This window comes from Planomicrobium sp. CPCC 101079 (genome assembly GCF_007859275.1).
GTDB lineage: Bacteria > Bacillota > Bacilli > Bacillales_A > Planococcaceae > Planococcus.
On record NZ_VOHC01000024.1, the window covers coordinates 35,549 to 53,370 of the forward strand.

General features: G+C 45.6%; 15 protein-coding genes. 13 read left to right on the forward strand and 2 right to left on the reverse strand.

Going from position 1 to position 17,822, the window contains the following annotated elements; translation table 11 throughout:
* The first annotated feature begins 22 nt into the window (after positions 1-22).
* Both FQV28_RS10495 and FQV28_RS10500 read left to right on the forward strand, forming a co-directional pair.
* On the forward strand, positions 23-1,264 hold the full coding sequence (locus FQV28_RS10495) for a CNNM domain-containing protein (RefSeq protein WP_146496272.1): 1,242 nt from the start codon (positions 23-25) through the stop codon (positions 1,262-1,264).
* 278 nt (positions 1,265-1,542) lie between these two features.
* Positions 1,543-2,076 (forward strand): RNA polymerase sigma factor, encoded by a 534-nt coding sequence (locus FQV28_RS10500; protein ID WP_146496274.1) that lies wholly within the window; start codon positions 1,543-1,545, stop codon positions 2,074-2,076.
* 235 nt (positions 2,077-2,311) lie between these two features.
* Here FQV28_RS10500 and FQV28_RS10505 read toward each other — a convergent pair whose 3' ends face one another.
* The gene (locus FQV28_RS10505) at positions 2,312-3,883 is read right to left on the reverse strand and encodes an ABC-F family ATP-binding cassette domain-containing protein (protein WP_146496276.1); all 1,572 of its coding nucleotides are present in this window, start codon (positions 3,881-3,883) and stop codon (positions 2,312-2,314) included.
* Positions 3,884-4,216: 333 nt separating this feature from the next.
* Entirely contained in the window at positions 4,217-4,399 is a 183-nt protein-coding gene (locus FQV28_RS10510; RefSeq protein ID WP_146496278.1) for an SE1832 family protein, read from the reverse strand.
* A 182-nt stretch (positions 4,400-4,581) separates the two neighbouring features.
* Here FQV28_RS10510 and FQV28_RS10515 point away from each other — a divergent pair, with 182 nt between their 5' ends.
* From FQV28_RS10515 to FQV28_RS10565, 11 genes are all read left to right on the forward strand, one after another.
* Complete coding sequence (locus FQV28_RS10515; protein ID WP_146496746.1) at positions 4,582-6,405, forward strand: cation:proton antiporter; 1,824 nt, start codon at positions 4,582-4,584, stop codon at positions 6,403-6,405.
* Positions 6,406-6,571: 166 nt separating this feature from the next.
* Positions 6,572-7,135, forward strand: coding sequence for an NADPH-dependent FMN reductase (locus FQV28_RS10520; RefSeq protein WP_146496280.1), 564 nt, complete (start codon positions 6,572-6,574; stop codon positions 7,133-7,135).
* Between the two features lie 177 nt (positions 7,136-7,312).
* Complete coding sequence (locus FQV28_RS10525; protein WP_146496282.1) at positions 7,313-9,472, forward strand: DNA topoisomerase III; 2,160 nt, start codon at positions 7,313-7,315, stop codon at positions 9,470-9,472.
* A gap of 55 nt (positions 9,473-9,527) precedes the next feature.
* Complete coding sequence (gene ybaK, locus FQV28_RS10530; RefSeq protein WP_146496284.1) at positions 9,528-10,019, forward strand: Cys-tRNA(Pro) deacylase; 492 nt, start codon at positions 9,528-9,530, stop codon at positions 10,017-10,019.
* Positions 10,020-10,084: 65 nt separating this feature from the next.
* On the forward strand, positions 10,085-10,726 hold the full coding sequence (locus FQV28_RS10535) for a YczE/YyaS/YitT family protein (RefSeq protein WP_146496286.1): 642 nt from the start codon (positions 10,085-10,087) through the stop codon (positions 10,724-10,726).
* 101 nt (positions 10,727-10,827) lie between these two features.
* Positions 10,828-11,478 (forward strand): class I SAM-dependent DNA methyltransferase, encoded by a 651-nt coding sequence (locus FQV28_RS10540; RefSeq protein ID WP_146496288.1) that lies wholly within the window; start codon positions 10,828-10,830, stop codon positions 11,476-11,478.
* Between the two features lie 34 nt (positions 11,479-11,512).
* Positions 11,513-11,986, forward strand: coding sequence for an S-ribosylhomocysteine lyase (locus FQV28_RS10545; protein WP_186763845.1), 474 nt, complete (start codon positions 11,513-11,515; stop codon positions 11,984-11,986).
* An 11-nt stretch (positions 11,987-11,997) separates the two neighbouring features.
* A complete protein-coding gene (locus FQV28_RS10550) occupies positions 11,998-12,933 on the forward strand; it encodes a PLP-dependent cysteine synthase family protein (RefSeq protein WP_146496292.1) in 936 nt (311 codons plus the stop codon).
* Complete coding sequence (locus FQV28_RS10555; protein WP_146496294.1) at positions 12,930-14,063, forward strand: bifunctional cystathionine gamma-lyase/homocysteine desulfhydrase; 1,134 nt, start codon at positions 12,930-12,932, stop codon at positions 14,061-14,063. The genes FQV28_RS10550 and FQV28_RS10555 overlap by 4 nt, the downstream gene beginning before the upstream one ends.
* A gap of 219 nt (positions 14,064-14,282) precedes the next feature.
* A complete protein-coding gene (locus tag FQV28_RS10560) occupies positions 14,283-16,397 on the forward strand; it encodes an immune inhibitor A domain-containing protein (protein ID WP_146496296.1) in 2,115 nt (704 codons plus the stop codon).
* 94 nt (positions 16,398-16,491) lie between these two features.
* Entirely contained in the window at positions 16,492-17,682 is a 1,191-nt protein-coding gene (locus FQV28_RS10565; protein ID WP_146496298.1) for a glycine C-acetyltransferase, read from the forward strand.
* Positions 17,683-17,822 lie beyond the last annotated feature (140 nt).

Here is a 17,822-nt window from a genome sequence, read left to right on the forward strand (position 1 = left end):
TAATATAAATGGGGGAACTGATTTGTTTATTGCATTAGGATTTTTTTTAGTAATGTCGTTTTTCTTTTCCGGAAGTGAAACGGCTTTAACAGCTGTTAACAGGATGAAGGTCCAGCTTCGCGCAGAGCAGGGCGATGCGAAATCGCAGCGGCTGCAAAAGTTGATTGCGAAGCCGGACCGGATGATCACTTCACTATTGATCGGAAACAATATCGCCAACATCATGCTTCCGACTCTAGTAACAACAATCGCCTTGACAAGAGGCTGGGAAGTAGGCATAGCGACAGCAGTGTTGACCGTTGTTCTAATCATTTTCGGCGAAGTGCTGCCGAAAACAATTGCGGCAACTTTCTCGGACCGCGTCGCCTATTTGGTATTTCCCGTCATCTCGTTTCTGGTTGTTCTATTCAAGCCGATCACTTGGATCTTATCGCAGTTTACCAATATTTTTATCCGCATCATTTCAAAAGGCGCCGTAAAAGAAGCGACGATTTCGAAAGAAGAATTGCGGACGATGGTGGATATTGCGTCGACAGAGGGAACGTTTGAAGAAGAAGAGTCTGAGCGGATCAAAGGAGTATTGGACTTCCCGAACAAAGATGTATCGGACGTCATGTCGGCTCACCGGACCGACATTGTCGGCATTGCAATCAATTCCACATACGAAGAAGTCCGGGATCTGATCTTGGAGTCTTCGTATACGCGCTATCCTGTCTATGAGGAAAGCATGGATAATGTGGTCGGACTTTTTTATTCGAAAAAATTGATTGAATGGTCGATGAATCCGAACCGGACATTAGCGGAATTGATGGATGATAATCCACTGTTTGTTGTCCAATCGGTCAGCGTGGAGAAAGTCTTCAAGTTGATGTTGTCCAAGAAAAAACACATGGCGGTCATTTTGGATGAGTATGGCGGGACGCTCGGCATTGTAACGCATGAAGACATCATCGAAGAAATGATTGGCCAGGAAATCGAAGACGAAACAGATATTGAGGAAGAAGAGCTGGTTTTTGAAATGACGGAAACTAGACTGTCATGCCATGGCCGCTTGGAAATTGATGACGTTAATGCGATGTTCCATATCAATGTGCCGAATGACCACGACACCATCGCCGGATTTGTCATGCAGCAGCTCGGCCATGTGCCTAGCGAAGGCGAACAATTCGAGTATGAAAATCTCCATGTCGAAATTAACGAGATGGACCGAAATCGAATTGAACGGTTGACTATCACAAAAACGGATGAAGAAGTGTATGCGTAAACTCTTTGCCTACAGGCAAAGAGTTTTTTCTTTTCGGCCGTTTCCGCCTTTCTGCTGTCTAGTTCCAGAGCCCAGCCCCTGGAGGTCGCTTCGATCTTGCCGCTCATGGCAAAAAGCACCATGTTTGGCAAGCCCTCCAGCGCTTGTCGGGGCTATATGTGCGCTTCCGCCTTTCTAGATTACATCTTTGTAAGAGAAATGAAAGTCGATGCGATAGAGTGAAAGCTTTAGTTCCGGCACAATGAGGATAATAAGAAAACCGGACGGGGGCATGCAAGATGGAACACCTATACTCAGAATACAATCGCTATATTTATCATTTATGTTTGAAACTAACGCGGAACAAAGCCGAAGCAGAAGATTTGATGCAGGAAGTTTGGCTGAAAGTGGTGCGCTATGAATCCTCTATAGACAAAGTGGAACATGCGAAAGCTTGGCTGACTACAATTTGCATGAACACCTTCCGCGACCGTTACCGCAAAAATGTGCGCCGCAGTAAGCATGTGATGCACCAGCCGGAAGGTTTGGATGTGTCGCTTTTGGATTTGATCGCTTCCGATGAAGCAGGAGCAGCTGAATTGTTGGAGCAACAAGATGTTTCTACAATGATTCGGACTAAAATTGCTGAGTTGGACGGAATTTACCGGACGACGATTCTTTATTTCTACGTTCATCAACTATCGTTGATTGAAATTGCGGAAGCGATGAAAGTATCGATTGGTACTGTAAAATCGCGCTTGTTCCGTGGGAAACAGCGCTTGAAAGATATGTTGATTGAAGATGCACGAACGCGGGAATATGTAATAGCTTAATACGGCCCTAAAGAAACAATTCATCATGAGTGGCATATGACCCCGAGGGTATGACCGCGGATAAAGAGAAACTTCACTTAGTGGGACTTCTTCATCCCACTAAGTATTAATTGATGCAATCGGACTTTATGGCAAGTAAGATTCCCGCTTAGCGAAGTGGAAATCTTACTTGCCATAAAAGCGAGAAAGCACAAAGAAACCCCAGCTGATCTTTCAGCTGGGGTTTTTGTGTGGCTTATTTTTGTTCTTGTGGCTGTTTGCCTGCATTGATCCATTCTTCGACATTCCAGACTTTTGTGACCAGACCTTCATAGAATTCCGGTTCGTGGCTGACAAGGACGATGGTGCCTTTGTAAGCTTGCATAGCGCGCTTCAACTCTGCTTTCGCATCAACATCCAAGTGGTTGGTCGGTTCATCGAAAAGGAGCCAGTTGCTTTCTTCCAACATTAACTTGCACAAGCGGACTTTCGCTTGCTCGCCACCGCTCAACTGAGCCATTGAACGCGAAATGTGTTCACTTTTCAGGCCTGTGCGTGCAAGAGCCCCGCGCACTTGGCCTTGTTCCATACTCGGATAAGCGGACCAAATTTCGTCGAGAGGTGTGTGTGTTGGTGCTTTTACTTCTTGTTCAAAGTAACTTGGCGTCAAGTATTCGCCGCGAATCACTTCGCCGTCCAATGGTTTGATCTTGCCAAGCATCGTTTTGAGGAGCGTCGATTTACCAACACCGTTCATGCCGACAAGCGCAATTTTTTCACCGCGTTCGATCATGAAAGACAAAGGGGGCATTAGCGGTTTATCGTAGCCGATGACAAGCTCTTCCGCTTCAACAACATAGCGGCTAGGGCTGCGCGTTTCTTTGAATGAAAACTGCGGCTTCGCTGCCATTTCGGGTTTTTCGATCCGGTCCATGCGGTCGAGCAGTTTCTGGCGTGATTTCGCACGCCCGGTAGTAGAAGCACGGGCTTTGTTTTTTGCGATAAATGTTTCTGTCTTTTTAATCATATCGGCTTGTTTTTCATAAGCATCCAAATGCTGTTGTTTTGCTAGTTCAGCAAGTTCGATAAATTTCTCGTAAGTGGCTGTATAGCGGCTCAAACGAGAAAATTCCAAATGGAAAATCACGTCTGTAACACTGCTCATGAATTCTGTATCATGCGAAATCAAAAGAAATGCATGCGGATAGTTTTTCAAATAATTGACGAGCCATTGAATATGCTCTTCGTCCAAATAGTTGGTCGGCTCATCGAGCAATAACACTTTCGGTTTTTCAAGAAGCAGTTTGGCAAGAAGCAATTTTGTACGCTGTCCTCCGGAAAGGGCTTCAACATTGCGTTCCAAACCGATTGCATCAAGGCCTAAACCGCGAGAAATTTCTTCGATTTTCACGTCTAATGTATAAAAATCGCCGGCATCGAGTGCATCTTGCGCTTCGGCCATTTCTTCCAATAACTCTTCGAGGCGTTCCGGGCTGGCTTCGCCCATCTGCATCGCGATGTCGTTCAATTCTTCTTCCTTCTTATATAAAGGCAAAAACGCGTCTTGCAATGTCTCGCGGATTGTGCGGCCTGGTTGGAGTTTCGTGTGCTGATCCAAATAACCGTAATGGGTCTTCGGCTGCCATTCAACACGGCCATCGTCATGAATCAAATTCCCTGTCAAAATATTCATCAAAGTGGATTTCCCGACGCCGTTTGCGCCGACAAGCCCCACATGTTCGCCTTCAACCAAACGAAATGACACGTTGTTGAAAAGCGTGCGGTCACCGAATGTATGGCTTAAATTTTCTACTGTCAATAAACTCATTTATCGTATTCCTCCATATTTTAAAGTAAAGTGTAAGCGCCTGTGTCAGCCCCGACAAGCGCTGGAGGGCTTGGCAGTCATGGCGCTATTTGCCATGGCAGCTAAGACCGAAGCGACCTCGAGGGGCTAGGCGCTGAAACTAGATCAAAAGTAAAGTGTAAGCGCCTGTGTCAGCTCCGACAAGCGCTGGAGGGCTTGGCAGTCATGGCGCTATTTGCCATGGCAGCTAAGACCGAAGCGACCTCGAGGGGCTAGGCGCTGAAACTAGATCAAAAGTAAAGTGTAAGCGCCTGAATAGCGTAATGGCTATCTAATACCAAAAAAAAATCGCGGCTACAGTTCCGCGAGTTTTCGGTTTAATTCTGCTAATCGTTGTTCCATTTTTTCTAAACGTTCTTCAGCTTTTTCTACCATGCCGGCATGTCCAGTCGTTTCCAACTTTTCAATATCACCTTGCTGGCGGACATAATCAGATTTCAGTTCAGCAATTTCAAATTCAATTTCCTGTCTGCTCACAAAATCACCCTAGTTTTTCTAACATTATAGCACAAAAAATTCATTTTTGAATCCCTCACGCCTTGCAAGTTCTTTCCCTTGAAACGCTAAAACCCGTATAATGTTCAAAATAAGAAAGGATGCCTCGGAAAAGGCACAAATTAAGGAGGCAGAATACTATCGATACATTGTTATTCGATTTAATGTTGATCATCTTTTTAGGGATACTATCTCAATGGATTGCTTGGCGGCTGCAATTGCCGGCTATAGTTCTTATGTCTATTGCAGGGCTGCTTGTCGGGCCATTGTTAAATATTATTCAGCCTGCTGAAAGTTTTGGGGAAATGTTCAGGCCGATTATTTCTTTGGCCGTAGCAATTATTTTGTTTGAAGGCAGTTTGAATCTGGATTTCAAGGAAATTAGAGGGTTCAATAAACCGGTCTGGCGAATTGTTACAGTCGGAGCCATTATCGCTTGGATTGCCGGGTCGCTCGCTGCGCATTACATGGCCGGGTTGTCGTGGGCTGTCGCATTTGTCATTGGCGGGTTGTTCATTGTTACCGGGCCAACTGTAATCCTGCCGATGCTGCGGCAGTCAAAATTGGCTTCAAGGCCAGCCGCCATCTTGAAATGGGAAGGCATAATTGTCGATCCGTTTGGCGCATTGCTTGCGTTATTCGCTTTTCAATTCGTCCTTTTTGCAAGAGGCGATGAAACGGCGGCAGCGTTCGGCCTGTTCTTTTTAGCATCATTATTTGCTGTTCTGTTAGGGGTGGTAGCTGGCCGTGCCATGGGCGTGATGTTTGAAAAGGGGCAAGTTCCAGAGTTTTTAAAATCACCGATGGTCTTTGCGGTCGTTTTGCTGACCTTTACGCTGTCGGACATAGTTATGCACGAAACGGGCCTATTGGCTGTAACTGCGATGGGAATGACGATGGCCAATATGCACATCTCTTCGATCAATGACATGCGCCACTTCAAAGAAAACATTTCAGTGTTGCTTATCTCGAGCATCTTTGTCATGCTCACCGCTTCGATTCCGTTGGAGATTTTAATCAGTATTTTCAATTGGAGGATTATTGCTTTTGTGTTGGCGATGCTGTTTCTTGTTCGGCCATTGTCCATTTGGCTGTCGACAATCGGCACTGACATGACTGTACAAGAAAAAACACTGGTTGGCTGGATTGCCCCGCGCGGCATTGTAGCGCTTACGGTTTCTGGTTATTTTGCCAGCACTTTATTAGAAGAGGGATTCCAAGACGCACAGCTGTTGACGGCATTGACTTTCGCCCTTGTATTGGCAACCGTAGTCGCGCATGGCTTCACAATTGGCTGGCTAGGCAGAAAACTTGGCTTGGCGTCTTCTGCTGAGCCTGGAATCATTATCGTCGGTTCAAGCAAATTCGCCACCTTGCTTGCCAAAACGCTGCAGGATTTGAACAAAAATGTCCTAATTATTGACTCGTCTTGGGGACGGCTGCAGGAAGCACGGCTGTCAGGACTACAGGTTCATGCAGGCGAAATCCTATCGGAACATACTGAGTATGAAGTGGATTTAACGCCTTACGAGACAATGATTGTAGCTACCGAGACCGATTCATATAATTCACTTGTGGTCAGTAATTTCGTGCCGGAACTTGGCCGGGACAATCTGTATCAAACCGCGTTGCAAGTCGGAGATCCGACCGTTTTTCATTCATCGCTCAGCGGCCGGAATTTGTTTGGCGATGAATGGAATATCCACGAACTTGATAAAAAATTGGAAGAAGGCTTTAGTATTAGGAAAACACCGCTAACCGCCCAGTACACATACAGTGACTTCAGGAAAAACGGGATAGCAGGGACAATTCCGTTGTTTATAAAACGTGCACAAGGACGCATCGAGTTTTTTACAGGCAACCAGGATGTGGAACCGAAAACCGGCGACATCATTGTCAGTTTTTCACCGCCAGCCTATCAGCAAGGGCGGCTGCAGGAAAAACTTGAAACAAACCGGCAAAAGGTATTGTCTCAGTCTAAAGAATGAAATCTCAATTTCATAAGGTTTTTCGATACGCGTTCGGAATCCTTCTTTGCTATGATAAAGTTAACCGGTTATCCGTTTTGCAGAATTTGCCGCAAAAAAGGAAACCAAAGGAATATTCAAAGTGGCTATGCCGCTCTGCATATGCGCATTCAGGGAGGATTCAATAATGAAAATTTTGTTAGTAGACGGTACCATAATCGGCAGCAAAACCGGCGCCATTTTAGAGCAAGTGAAAACATATATTCAGGACTTCAATCCGGAAATGGAACTGAAAGTACTGCGCCTTGCTGATTTTGAACATCAATTTGTCGATGGGCGGCCAATCGCCGAATACAACGATGATATGCGCGAAATTGTTCGCCGTTTTGAAGATGCGGATGGCTATATTATCGCATCACCGATTTTCCAAGGCTCTATTCCGGGCGTTTTGAAAAACACATTTGATATGCTGCATCCACACACAATGCGCTATAAGCCGGTATCAATCGTGGCAAATGGCGGAACTTATCAGCATCATTTGGTAATCGAAAACCAATTGAAGCCGATACTCGACTATTTCCGCTGCCTCGTGACACCGAATTACGTCTATACTCATTCAAGCCATTTTGATGCAGCCAATACAATCATCAATGATGACGTCCACAATCGGCTTCGCGAACTGGCGCGCGTCTTCGTGCAATACGCCGAGATGAGCCAGCATTTGTCGAAAGTCACATTGGACAATCATTAAGAAGAAAAGAAAAAACCTCCTGCGGGAGGTTTTTTCTTTTGGAGTTAGAAGAGTATATACTTTTCATTTTCATTAAAATACTTTCTGTTTATTAAAATTTACTTTCCAAAACAGCAAAAATACTTTCTCTCCTATTCGATGCTATAATAATTTCTGTAGAAATGAGGGTGAAACGAAATGAAATCTGTAGTACTAGCAGAAAAACCATCCGTGGCACGCGATATTGCACGCGTATTAGGATGTTCCCAAAAAGGAAACGGTTATTTAGAAGGAAAACAATATATTGTCACGTGGGCGCTCGGCCATTTGGTGACACAAGCGCAGCCAGAGCAATATGATGCTGAGTATAAAGAATGGAAAATGGAAAACTTGCCGATCATCCCGGATCCGTTCAAGCTTGTGCCGATCAAGCAATCAATGAAGCAATATAATGCGGTCAAATCCCAATTAAGCCGCGGCGATGTTAACGAAGTGATCATCGCGACCGATGCTGGGCGCGAAGGGGAGCTCGTAGCTCGCTGGATATTGGAGAAAACGAAAACGCGCAAGCCGATCAAGCGATTGTGGATTTCGTCAGTTACCGATAAAGCGATCAAAGACGGCTTCAGCAACTTGAAAGACGGCAAAGCATACGACAACTTGTACGCCGCGGCAGTCGCCCGTTCGGAAGCGGACTGGGTGGTCGGCATCAACGCAACGCGTGCGCTGACCGTGAAACATAATGCGCAGCTGTCGACAGGACGCGTACAGACGCCAACGCTCGCGATGATTGCGGAGCGTGAAAAGCAGATCCGCAACTTCCAGCCGAAGCCGTATTACGGTTTGCAGGCGATTACGGACAAAGCCGCGTTCACTTGGACTGACGGCAACTCGACGCAGTCGTTCGACAAAGAAAAAATCGATAAGCTGTTCCAAAAGCTCGACAATACACATGAAGGCCAAGTGACCGACATCAAGGTTACGCCGAAACGGCAGCCGGCACCGCCTTTGTTCGATTTGACGGAACTTCAGAAAGAAGCTTATAAACGCTTTGGCTGGTCGGCAAAAGAAACACTGAATACACTGCAGGGCTTGTACGAGCGCTATAAAATTGTCACTTACCCGCGGACGGATTCGAAGCATTTAACCACTGATATGAAAGACACACTGAAAGACCGCATAAAAGCGGTTGAAATGGGGCCATACCGGGCGCTCGCGAATACGATTCTGAAAGGCACCGTCACAGCGCAAAAAGGCGTCATTGACGATGCAAAAGTTTCCGATCACCACGCGATTATTCCGACTGAGGAAACGCCGCCGCTCCATGATTTGGGCGACAAGGAACGGAAACTGTACGACATGATTGTTAAACGCTTCCTGGCTGTATTTTATCCGGTGCACGAATACGACCAGACGACGGTAAAACTGAACGTCGGCGGCGAGACGTTCCAGACAAAAGGCAATACCATCCGCAGCGAAGGCTGGAAACGCATTTACAACGATGAAGACGATGATCGTGAAACAACGTTGCCGGCGTTCGAAAAAGGGCAGAAGCTCATTATTAAAGGAATCGCTTTGACAGACGGCAAAACAAAGCCGCCAGCATTCTTCAATGAAGGAACGCTTCTTGGTGCCATGGAAAATCCAGCGCAATTTATGGCCGGCGAATCAAAAGAATTGATTCAGACATTAGGTGAAACCGGTGGACTTGGCACTGTAGCGACACGCGCCGATATTATCGACAAGCTGTTCAATACATTCTTGATTGAGAAAAAAGGCAATGATGTGATGACGACTTCGAAAGGGCGCCAGCTGTTGGAACTTGTTCCGGAAGATTTGAAGTCTCCGAAACTGACTGCCAACTGGGAACAGCAATTGACGAAAATCGCCAAAGGGCAACTGAAGAAAGAGCAATTCATGAAAGAAATGATTGCGTTCGCCCAAAAATCGGTATCCGACATCAAAAAAAGCGACCAAAAATTCAAACACGACAACGTCACCGGCAAAATGTGCCCGGACTGCGGCAAACCGCTTCTTGAAGTGAACGGCAAACGCGGCAAAATGAATGTTTGCCAGGACCGCGAATGCGGCTATAAAAAGCAAGTGGCGATGCAGACGAATGCCCGCTGCCCGAATTGCCATAAAAAATTGGAAATGCAAGGCGAAGGCGATGGCAAGATATTTGTCTGCAAATGCGGACACCGCGAAAAATTGTCGGCTTTTGAAAAGCGCAAAAAATCGTCGCAATCAAAGGCGACCAAAAAAGACGTCAATAAATTCCTGAAGCAGCAGGACGAGCCGCCAGTCAACACAGCAATGGCGGATGCGCTGAAAAAATTGCTTGGACAGAATGATTAGGAAAACGCAAATGATGGTATGTTGGTAACAGACTGTTGAAAGGCTAGGGAACGCCATGGCTAAAAAAATTGCTAAAACCAACGCAGCCCGAATTTTAGATAAAGAAAAAATTCCTTATGACATTCTGCAATACGAACCCGGAGACGGCCTCGTTGACGGAGTCTCTGTTGCAGCGAAAATCGGCTATTCGGATCAAACCGTCCATAAAACGCTCGTGGCGGTCGGCCATTCAAAACAGCATTATGTTTTTGTCATTCCGGTTTCGGCGGAACTGGATTTAAAAAAAGCGGCAAAAGCTGCCGGTGAAAAGAAAATTGAAATGGTTCCGGTGAAAGAGATTTTAGCGCTGACCGGTTATATCCGAGGCGGCTGTTCACCTATCGGAATGAAAAAACCATTTCCAACCTTCGTAGGAGCCAAAGCTCATGCCCTAGATGAAATTATTGTGTCGGCTGGAAAAATCGGCATGCAGATCAAGCTCTCCCCAGAAGAATTGCTGAAAGTGACAAGCGGACAATTGGCGGATTTAACAGTGGGAGACGAATAACAAAGCCACCCATTTTTGATGAATGGGTGGTTTTTCTTATTACAAGTATAGAAAGAAGTGAGTGGATGAAGCGTTCGTTGTATTACCGTTGGCTGTTTTTTCTGTGTGGATTGGTTGTGATGGCGCTTGGCTTTACGCTGACAATCAAAGGCAATAAGCTTGGCATCGGCCCTTGGGATGTTTTGCATGTGGGCCTATATATGAATTTCGGTTTGACGATTGGCACATGGGCTATTGTTGCTGGCCTCGTCATTATTGCATTGACTGCTGTTTTAACTCGCCGCATACCGCAAGTTGGCACATTCTTAAATATGGTTTTGGTCGGTGTTTTTATTGATATCTTTAATTTTATTATTCCGGACATTGAAACCATGCTAGGCCAGATTATTGTTTTTGCGCTTGGAATCATCTTGGCCGGTGTTGGCATTGGATTTTATGTAGCGCCAAAGATCGGAGCGGGGCCAAGAGACAGTTTGATGCTTTTTGTGGTTGAAAAAACAGGTCTTAGCATAAGTGTTGTCCGGGCGGGCATTGAAGTGGCTGTAGCATTTGCCGGCTGGCTGCTTGGCGGACCGGTTGGGATTGGTACGATTGCCGTCGCACTTACTACGGGAAGAATTGTCCAATTCACCTTGCCGTGGTTTGAAAAAACCTTGAAAAAAATCATTGGAAAAAAGAACGACATGCCGCCTGTTCTGAAGATCTGATAGCTAATCTGAATAGTTGAAACCCCTTCCTGCATATGTTATAAATAAAACCGAGTAATACTATTGGGTTTATAGAAATAACCTCAAAGGGGATAGTTTTCATGGGTCTGGAATTCGTAGAAATATTTGATGAATGGGTTCATACGTATGATGATTCTGTCAGCGGAAAAGATAAAGAATACCAAGATGTCTTCTTAAAATATAATGAGATTTTACAGACGGTTGCAGATGCAGCCAGCGGCCCTGTTGTGGAATTCGGCGTCGGTACAGGCAATTTAACTGAAAAATTGCGTGCTCGAGGGTTGGAAGTGATTGGGATTGAGCCAAACAATGCGATGCGCACAGTCACGGCGGAAAAAATGCCGGATGTCGCTATTCTTGACGGCGACTTTTTAAACTTTACAATAGAGATTGAACCCAAAACATTTGTCAGCACATATGCCTTCCACCACTTGACGGACGAGGAGAAAGCGGAAGCATTCAAGCTATACGCAAAAAAACTTCCGGCAGGCGGGAAAGTGGTTTTTGCTGATACGGTGTTCAAATCAGTTGAAGCACAACAAGAAATAATTGAATTTGAAAAAACGCGTGGACATGTAAACCTGGTGGAAGACTTGAACCGCGAATACTATACAACCCTGCCAGTGATGCTGAAATTGATTGAAGCAGCAGGCTTCACAGTGGAATTCACGCAGCTTAACAAGTACGTTTGGTTGATCGACGCGACAAAGAAAAGCGAAAACGGCCGGTAAGGCTTGGCCAACAAACCAAAAGGAGATGGGCAGAATGAAAAAAATGAATGTAGAAAGCTTTAACTTGGATCATACGAAAGTAGTGGCGCCATATGTGCGTTTGGCTGGCGAAAAAACTGGTGCCAACGGCGATACAATCCGCAAATACGATATTCGTTTCAAACAGCCGAACAAAGAGCATATGGATATGCCCGGTCTTCATTCACTTGAGCACATGATGGCTGAGCATAGCCGCAACCATTCTGATCAAATCATTGATATTGGGCCAATGGGCTGCCAAACCGGCTTTTATTTATCCGTCATCAATCATGACGACTATGATGATGTTTTAAGAATTTTGGAAAATACATTAAAAGATGTGATTGAAGCAGATGAAGTTCCAGCCTGCAACGAAGTGCAATGCGGTTGGGCAGCCAGCCACAGCTTAGAAGGTGCAAAAGAATTGGCGCGTGAAATGCTGGCGAAAAAAGACGAGTGGCGTCAAGTGTTTGCAGAAGAAACTGCTTAAGGAGAATGGACATGAAATTTGCAACAGGAATCCAGCAGTTGATCGGCAATACACCGCTGCTGGAATTGACACATATGGACATCCCGAACCAGTGCCGCATTTTTGCGAAATTGGAGTTTTTTAACCCGGGCGGCAGCGTCAAAGACCGCCTGGGTATTTCGTTGATTGAAGATGCGGAGCGCCGCGGGGTATTAAAGCCAGGCGGAACGATGATTGAACCGACTGCCGGCAATACCGGAATCGGCTTAGCGCTTGCTGCAATCGGCAAAGGCTATAAAGTGAAATTCATAGTTCCGGAGAAGTTTAGCCAGGAAAAGCAGGCGCTTATGCGCGCGCTTGGAGCGGAAGTCATCAACACGCCGACAGAAGCGGGCATGAAAGGCGCCATCGCGAAAGCGAAAGAGTTGGCTGAGCAGGAAAATGCCTTTTCACCTTCCCAATTTTCAAACCCGGCCAATCCGGAAACGTATGTCCGGACACTCGGGCCTGAACTTTGGCAAGCGCTTGACGGCAAAATTGATATTTTCGTAGCGGGTGCAGGGTCCGGCGGTACTTTTATGGGAACATCCCGGTATTTGAAATCAAAAAATAAAGACATTAAAACAGCTATTGTCGAACCGGAAGGGTCAATTTTAAACGGTGGCCAAAGCGGTCCTCATCTGACAGAAGGGATAGGCATGGAATTCCTGCCGGATTACATGGACTCTTCTTTTTTCGGTTCAATCCATACAGTCACTGATAAAGAAGCATTTTCAGCGTTGAAAGAATTAGCTAAAAGGGAAGGCTTGCTTGTAGGCAGTTCTTCAGGTGCCGCGTATGTTGCGGCATTGCGAGAAGCCGAAACAGCAAAACCTGGAAGCCATATCGTTACCGTATTTGCCGACTCGAGCGAACGCTATATGAGCCAGGATATATACGGAAGAACGTTCGAGGAGGATAAAAAATGAGAGCAAAAACTAGATTGATCCACGGCGGAATTTTTGGGGACGAAACGACTGGTGCCGTTTCCACGCCAATTTATCAAGTCAGTACGTATAAACAAGATGCAGTTGGCAAGTTTAGAGGCTATGAATATTCACGTACAGGCAATCCTACACGCCATGCGCTTGAGGAATTGATTGCGGATGTCGAATACGGCCACGCAGGATTCGCGTTTGCGTCAGGGATGGCTGCAATTTCATCTGTTATGATGATGTTTTCAGCAGGCGACCACATCGTTTTGACTGATGATGTCTACGGTGGAACTTACCGTGTGATGAATAAAGTCTTAAACCGCTTTGGCCTTGAGTTTACATTTGTGGACACGGGTGATCTGACAGCGGTTGAAGCTGCAGTCCAAGAAAATACAAAAGCAATTTTCATTGAAACACCGACTAACCCGCTGCTAAAAGTGACGGATATTGAAGCGGTTGCGAAATTTGCTAAATCGAAAAACCTCCTTACAATTGTCGATAACACGTTCATGACGCCGTATCTGCAAAATCCGATCAAACTCGGTGCGGATATCGTCTTGCACAGTGCCACTAAATACATCGGCGGCCATAGTGACGTCGTTGCGGGCCTGGTAGTTGTAAACACAGCAGAACTTGCTGAACAGCTTCACTTTGTCCAAAACTCAATTGGCGCGGTGCTTGGACCGCAAGATTCATGGTTATTGATTCGCGGTTTGAAGACGCTGGGCATCCGCATGGAAGAAACGAACGCCAACGCGCTGAAAATTGCGCAATTCCTGGATCAGCATGAGAAAGTGGGCTTGGTTATATACCCGGGCCTTGAATCGCATGTTGGCCGCGAACTGATGCAAAAGCAAGCAACCGGTTTTGGCGGCATGATCTCATTTGATGTTGGCAGCAAGGAAAAAGCGGGTGAACTCATTGCGAAACTTAAGTATTTCACACTTGCGGAAAGCTTAGGTGCAGTGGAAAGCCTAATATCAGTTCCGGCTCAAATGACGCACGCATCGATTCCTGTCGAACGCCGCGGCGAGCTCGGAATTGTTGAAGGCCTTGTTCGCATTTCGGTCGGTATAGAAGATGTGGAAGATTTGATGGAAGACTTGAATAACGCATTGCAATAATTGCAATAAAGGTAGAAGAGCTGCAGCTTGCTGCGGCTCTTTTTTTATGGAAAAGAGCGAAAAAGAATTAAATCATATAGTTAATAAAATAATAAATATATAAACTATATTTTACTTAGATAGACGAAATATTACATTTGTCCTATTTTTAATAAGAATGTGAGCTGATAATATACTTATTAGCAGGAAAATTCTGATAGTAATGAGAGGGGCAGGAATATGAAGAAGAGCAAATGGGTGTCAATCTTGTCAGCAAGCGCTTTGGCATTATCTCTATACTCGCCGGCAGCTGCTGCACCGACTGAAACTGTATCCACAGCTTCGTTAAAGGACTGGAACAGTGAACGTTACGGAGAACGTGTTGATATTGACCAAAAACTAAACCAGCTTTCTCAAGATGCTGATTTCTTGAAAGAAGCTGAAAAGAAAATAAAAGCACAGGTGGGCGAACTGGCGGACGAAACTGTTGGCGGTAACGAAACTGCTGCTGATAGCAACTTTACAGTAGATGAAGGTACCAAATACTTCCTTAACCGCAACTTAGATTTAAAAGAATTTACGCTCCGCAGCATTGGTGACAATGTGGAAATTTGGGTGGCAAAGGATTTAGCATACGGACCAAATAATTCAAAGCCGGCTGACGTAGTGACACAGGCACAAGTCGACAAGTTGCGGGACGAATTTGACAGCAACATTTACCCGAAAGCGACTGACTTCTTCGGAACGCCGGATCAGCTGGACGGTTCGGAATCACCGCTGCCAGGAATGGTAGGACTTCCTGAAGATTACTATGAAGGTTCCGATAAAGTGATCATGCTGGTTGACAACGTACAGGATGAAGGATGGGACAATCCGTCTTATCCATTCTTTGTAGCCGGTTTCTTCTGGCAGACGCTGGAGAACTATACTGACCGCAACATTATCACTATCGACACGAATTCATGGGAAACGCGCCTTGAATCGACGTTTTTTGGAACGACAATCCATGAATTGCAGCATTTGATCCATGCCGACAATGACGGCGCTGAAGAAACATGGCTGAACGAAGGAATGTCTACGTTCTCAGAATTCTTAGGCGGCTATGGCCACGATGCCGGATCGATCAACTTCTACTTGGATCATCCGGAAAACTCGCTAGTCAATTGGGATGAACATGGAACAGCTAAAACAGGTCCGGAAACAATCGCGGACTACGGCCAAGTATATTTGTTTACTCTTTATATGTATGACAAATTCGGACAGGAATTTATCCGCGAACTGGCGGTTGACGGGACAAGCCAAGGCATGGCAAGTGTAGACCAAGTTCTTAAGAAATACGGATCAGATAAAACGTTTACTGAAATTTACCAAGATTTCATGACAGCATTGACTTTAGACCATTCAAAAGTTGATAGCGATTACGATATCGACAGCATCGACCTTCGCAGCTTGCCGGTTGGCACAACTGGAGCAGTCCGCGGCAAAACCGTCGATTTTGAAAGTGCAAAAACGTTTGAAAAAGAAGGCGTTCCTGCATGGGGCGGCGATTTCAAAGAATTTAATTTTGGAAGAGATGTCCGCGGCTTAAAGTTTGATGGTGCTGATTTCCTTCCATTGCAATGGAGCACAGTTGCCGATCCTAAAGGTTCGGGCGCGCAAGTGCTGCATGCCAATAACGGCGATGAAGCGGACCAAGCGCTGATTTTTGGTGCGACGGTTCCTGCGGAAAATGCAACTTTGACATTCGACCATTACTACGACATCGAAGAACAATGGGATTTTGGTATGGTGCAAGTTTCAACGGACAATGGAGACACTTGGACCTCACTTGAAAATGAAAACACGCGAAGTGACGTAGTGGAAGAAGGTTATCCGACAATTAAGGAAAACGTGCCAGGATTTACTGGAACAAATAAAGATTGGTCGACTGAAACGTTTGACTTGTCTGCTTATGCAGGCCAGGAAGTTCTGGTTTCATTCCGCAACTTGACGGATTGGGGCTCAAATAATGCCGGCTGGTTTGTCAGAAATGTTAAGCTGGGAGATTTCTCAAACGCCGGAACTTCAACGGATGCGTTCCAATCACTTGGCCAATTGAAAGGCGACTATGTGAATTTCACAACGACGTTCATTCAAACAAAGAAAAACGGCAAAGAGCGCGTCTTCCATGTGGATCCTTTCAACGTAACAAACAAGGAAGCTCTTGATTTGCAGCAGGTACTTCGCGAGGGCAATGTGAAGATGATTACTTCTTATGCAGCTAAGCCAGGACAAAAAGAAGCGCAGGAATTCACATATGAAGTGCTGTACAAGGGAGAAAAGCCGAACAAAGGCAAAAGCAAAAACAAACAGTAAGAGAAAAGCGGACTGCGGTCCGCTTTTTCTTTTGGCTGAATTTTGCGGTATGATAGGACATGTACAGAATTATGTTTTGAAAGGAAGAGGAACATTGTCGAAAAAATTAGATGCGTTTTTAGATGCCAATTTAAGCGAACTAAAAGAACAAGGCTTATATAACGAAGTTGATCCAGTGGAAGGACCAAATGGACCGGTCATTAAAGTCCGCGGCAAAGACTTGATCAATTTGTCTTCAAACAATTACTTAGGACTTGCGACAAATGAAGACTTGAAAAAAGTGGCGAAAGAAGCCATTGATAAATACGGCGTCGGCGCAGGAGCGGTTCGCTCCATCAACGGCACATTGGATTTACATGTGAAATTGGAAGAGAAATTGGCGGAGTTCAAAGGGACGGAAGCGGCAATTTCTTACCAATCCGGATTCAACTGCAACATGGCGGCAATTTCTGCGGTGATGGACAAAAATGATGCGATTCTTTCCGATCAGCTGAACCATGCATCAATCATCGATGGCTGCCGCTTGTCAAAAGCGAAAATCATTGCGTTCAAGCATTCCGATATGGAAGATTTGCGTGCGAAAGCGAAAGAAGCGACAGAATCCGGCTTGTACAAAAAAGTGATGGTCATTACTGACGGCGTCTTTTCGATGGACGGTGATATTGCGAAACTTCCCGAAATCGTGGAAATTGCAAAAGAATTTGACTTGATCACGTATGTGGATGATGCCCACGGATCAGGGGTTACAGGCAAAGGGAAAGGCACTGTGAAGCATTTCGGCCTTGAAAAAGAAATCGACATGCAAATGGGTACATTGTCCAAAGCTGTCGGCGTGGTCGGCGGATATGTTGCCGGCAAAAAGAACTTGATTGATTGGCTGCGCGTCCGCTCGCGTCCATTCTTATTCTCGACAGCAGTAACTCCAGGAGACGTGGCAGCGATCATTTCGGCTTTGCAGATGATTATCGATTCCACTGAACTGCATGACAAATTATGGGACAACGGCGATTACTTGAAAAAAGGCTTGAAAGAGCTTGGCTTCAACATCGGCGATTCCGAGACGCCGATTACGCCTTGCATCATTGGCGACGAAAAATTGACGCAGGAATTTTCGAAGCGCTTGTTCGAAGAAGGCGTCTACGCAAAATCAATCGTCTTCCCGACAGTAGCAAAAGGCACGGGCCGCGTACGCAACATGCCGACAGCGGCGCATACGAAAGGAATGCTTGATGAAGCGATCGAAGTGTATGCAAGAGTCGGCAAAGAACTTGGCGTTATCAACTAAAGAATGTCAAAACCCGCCAGGCTGATAACAACAGCCCGGCGGGTTTTTCTTATGAATTAGAAAACATGCTCCATAAAATTTCAGGCGCAGATTTTCATGTCCAATAAAAGGACTTGTTTTCTGGAATGAACAAAATACTT

What these genes read in the sequence shown, in the direction of transcription:
- ybaK (WP_146496284.1), top strand. Translation starts at nt 9,528, where the DNA reads ATGGCTAAAAAAATTGCTAAAACCAACGCAGCCCGAATTTTAGATAAA.
- FQV28_RS10545 (WP_186763845.1), top strand. Translation starts at nt 11,513, where the DNA reads ATGAAAAAAATGAATGTAGAAAGCTTTAACTTGGATCATACGAAAGTA.
- FQV28_RS10550 (WP_146496292.1), top strand. Translation starts at nt 11,998, where the DNA reads ATGAAATTTGCAACAGGAATCCAGCAGTTGATCGGCAATACACCGCTG.
- FQV28_RS10535 (WP_146496286.1), top strand. Translation starts at nt 10,085, where the DNA reads ATGAAGCGTTCGTTGTATTACCGTTGGCTGTTTTTTCTGTGTGGATTG.
- FQV28_RS10555 (WP_146496294.1), top strand. Translation starts at nt 12,930, where the DNA reads ATGAGAGCAAAAACTAGATTGATCCACGGCGGAATTTTTGGGGACGAA.
- FQV28_RS10560 (WP_146496296.1), top strand. Translation starts at nt 14,283, where the DNA reads ATGAAGAAGAGCAAATGGGTGTCAATCTTGTCAGCAAGCGCTTTGGCA.
- FQV28_RS10515 (WP_146496746.1), top strand. Translation starts at nt 4,582, where the DNA reads ATGTTGATCATCTTTTTAGGGATACTATCTCAATGGATTGCTTGGCGG.
- FQV28_RS10540 (WP_146496288.1), top strand. Translation starts at nt 10,828, where the DNA reads ATGGGTCTGGAATTCGTAGAAATATTTGATGAATGGGTTCATACGTAT.
- FQV28_RS10505 (WP_146496276.1), bottom strand. Translation starts at nt 3,883, where the DNA reads ATGAGTTTATTGACAGTAGAAAATTTAAGCCATACATTCGGTGACCGC.
- FQV28_RS10500 (WP_146496274.1), top strand. Translation starts at nt 1,543, where the DNA reads ATGGAACACCTATACTCAGAATACAATCGCTATATTTATCATTTATGT.
- FQV28_RS10525 (WP_146496282.1), top strand. Translation starts at nt 7,313, where the DNA reads ATGAAATCTGTAGTACTAGCAGAAAAACCATCCGTGGCACGCGATATT.
- FQV28_RS10520 (WP_146496280.1), top strand. Translation starts at nt 6,572, where the DNA reads ATGAAAATTTTGTTAGTAGACGGTACCATAATCGGCAGCAAAACCGGC.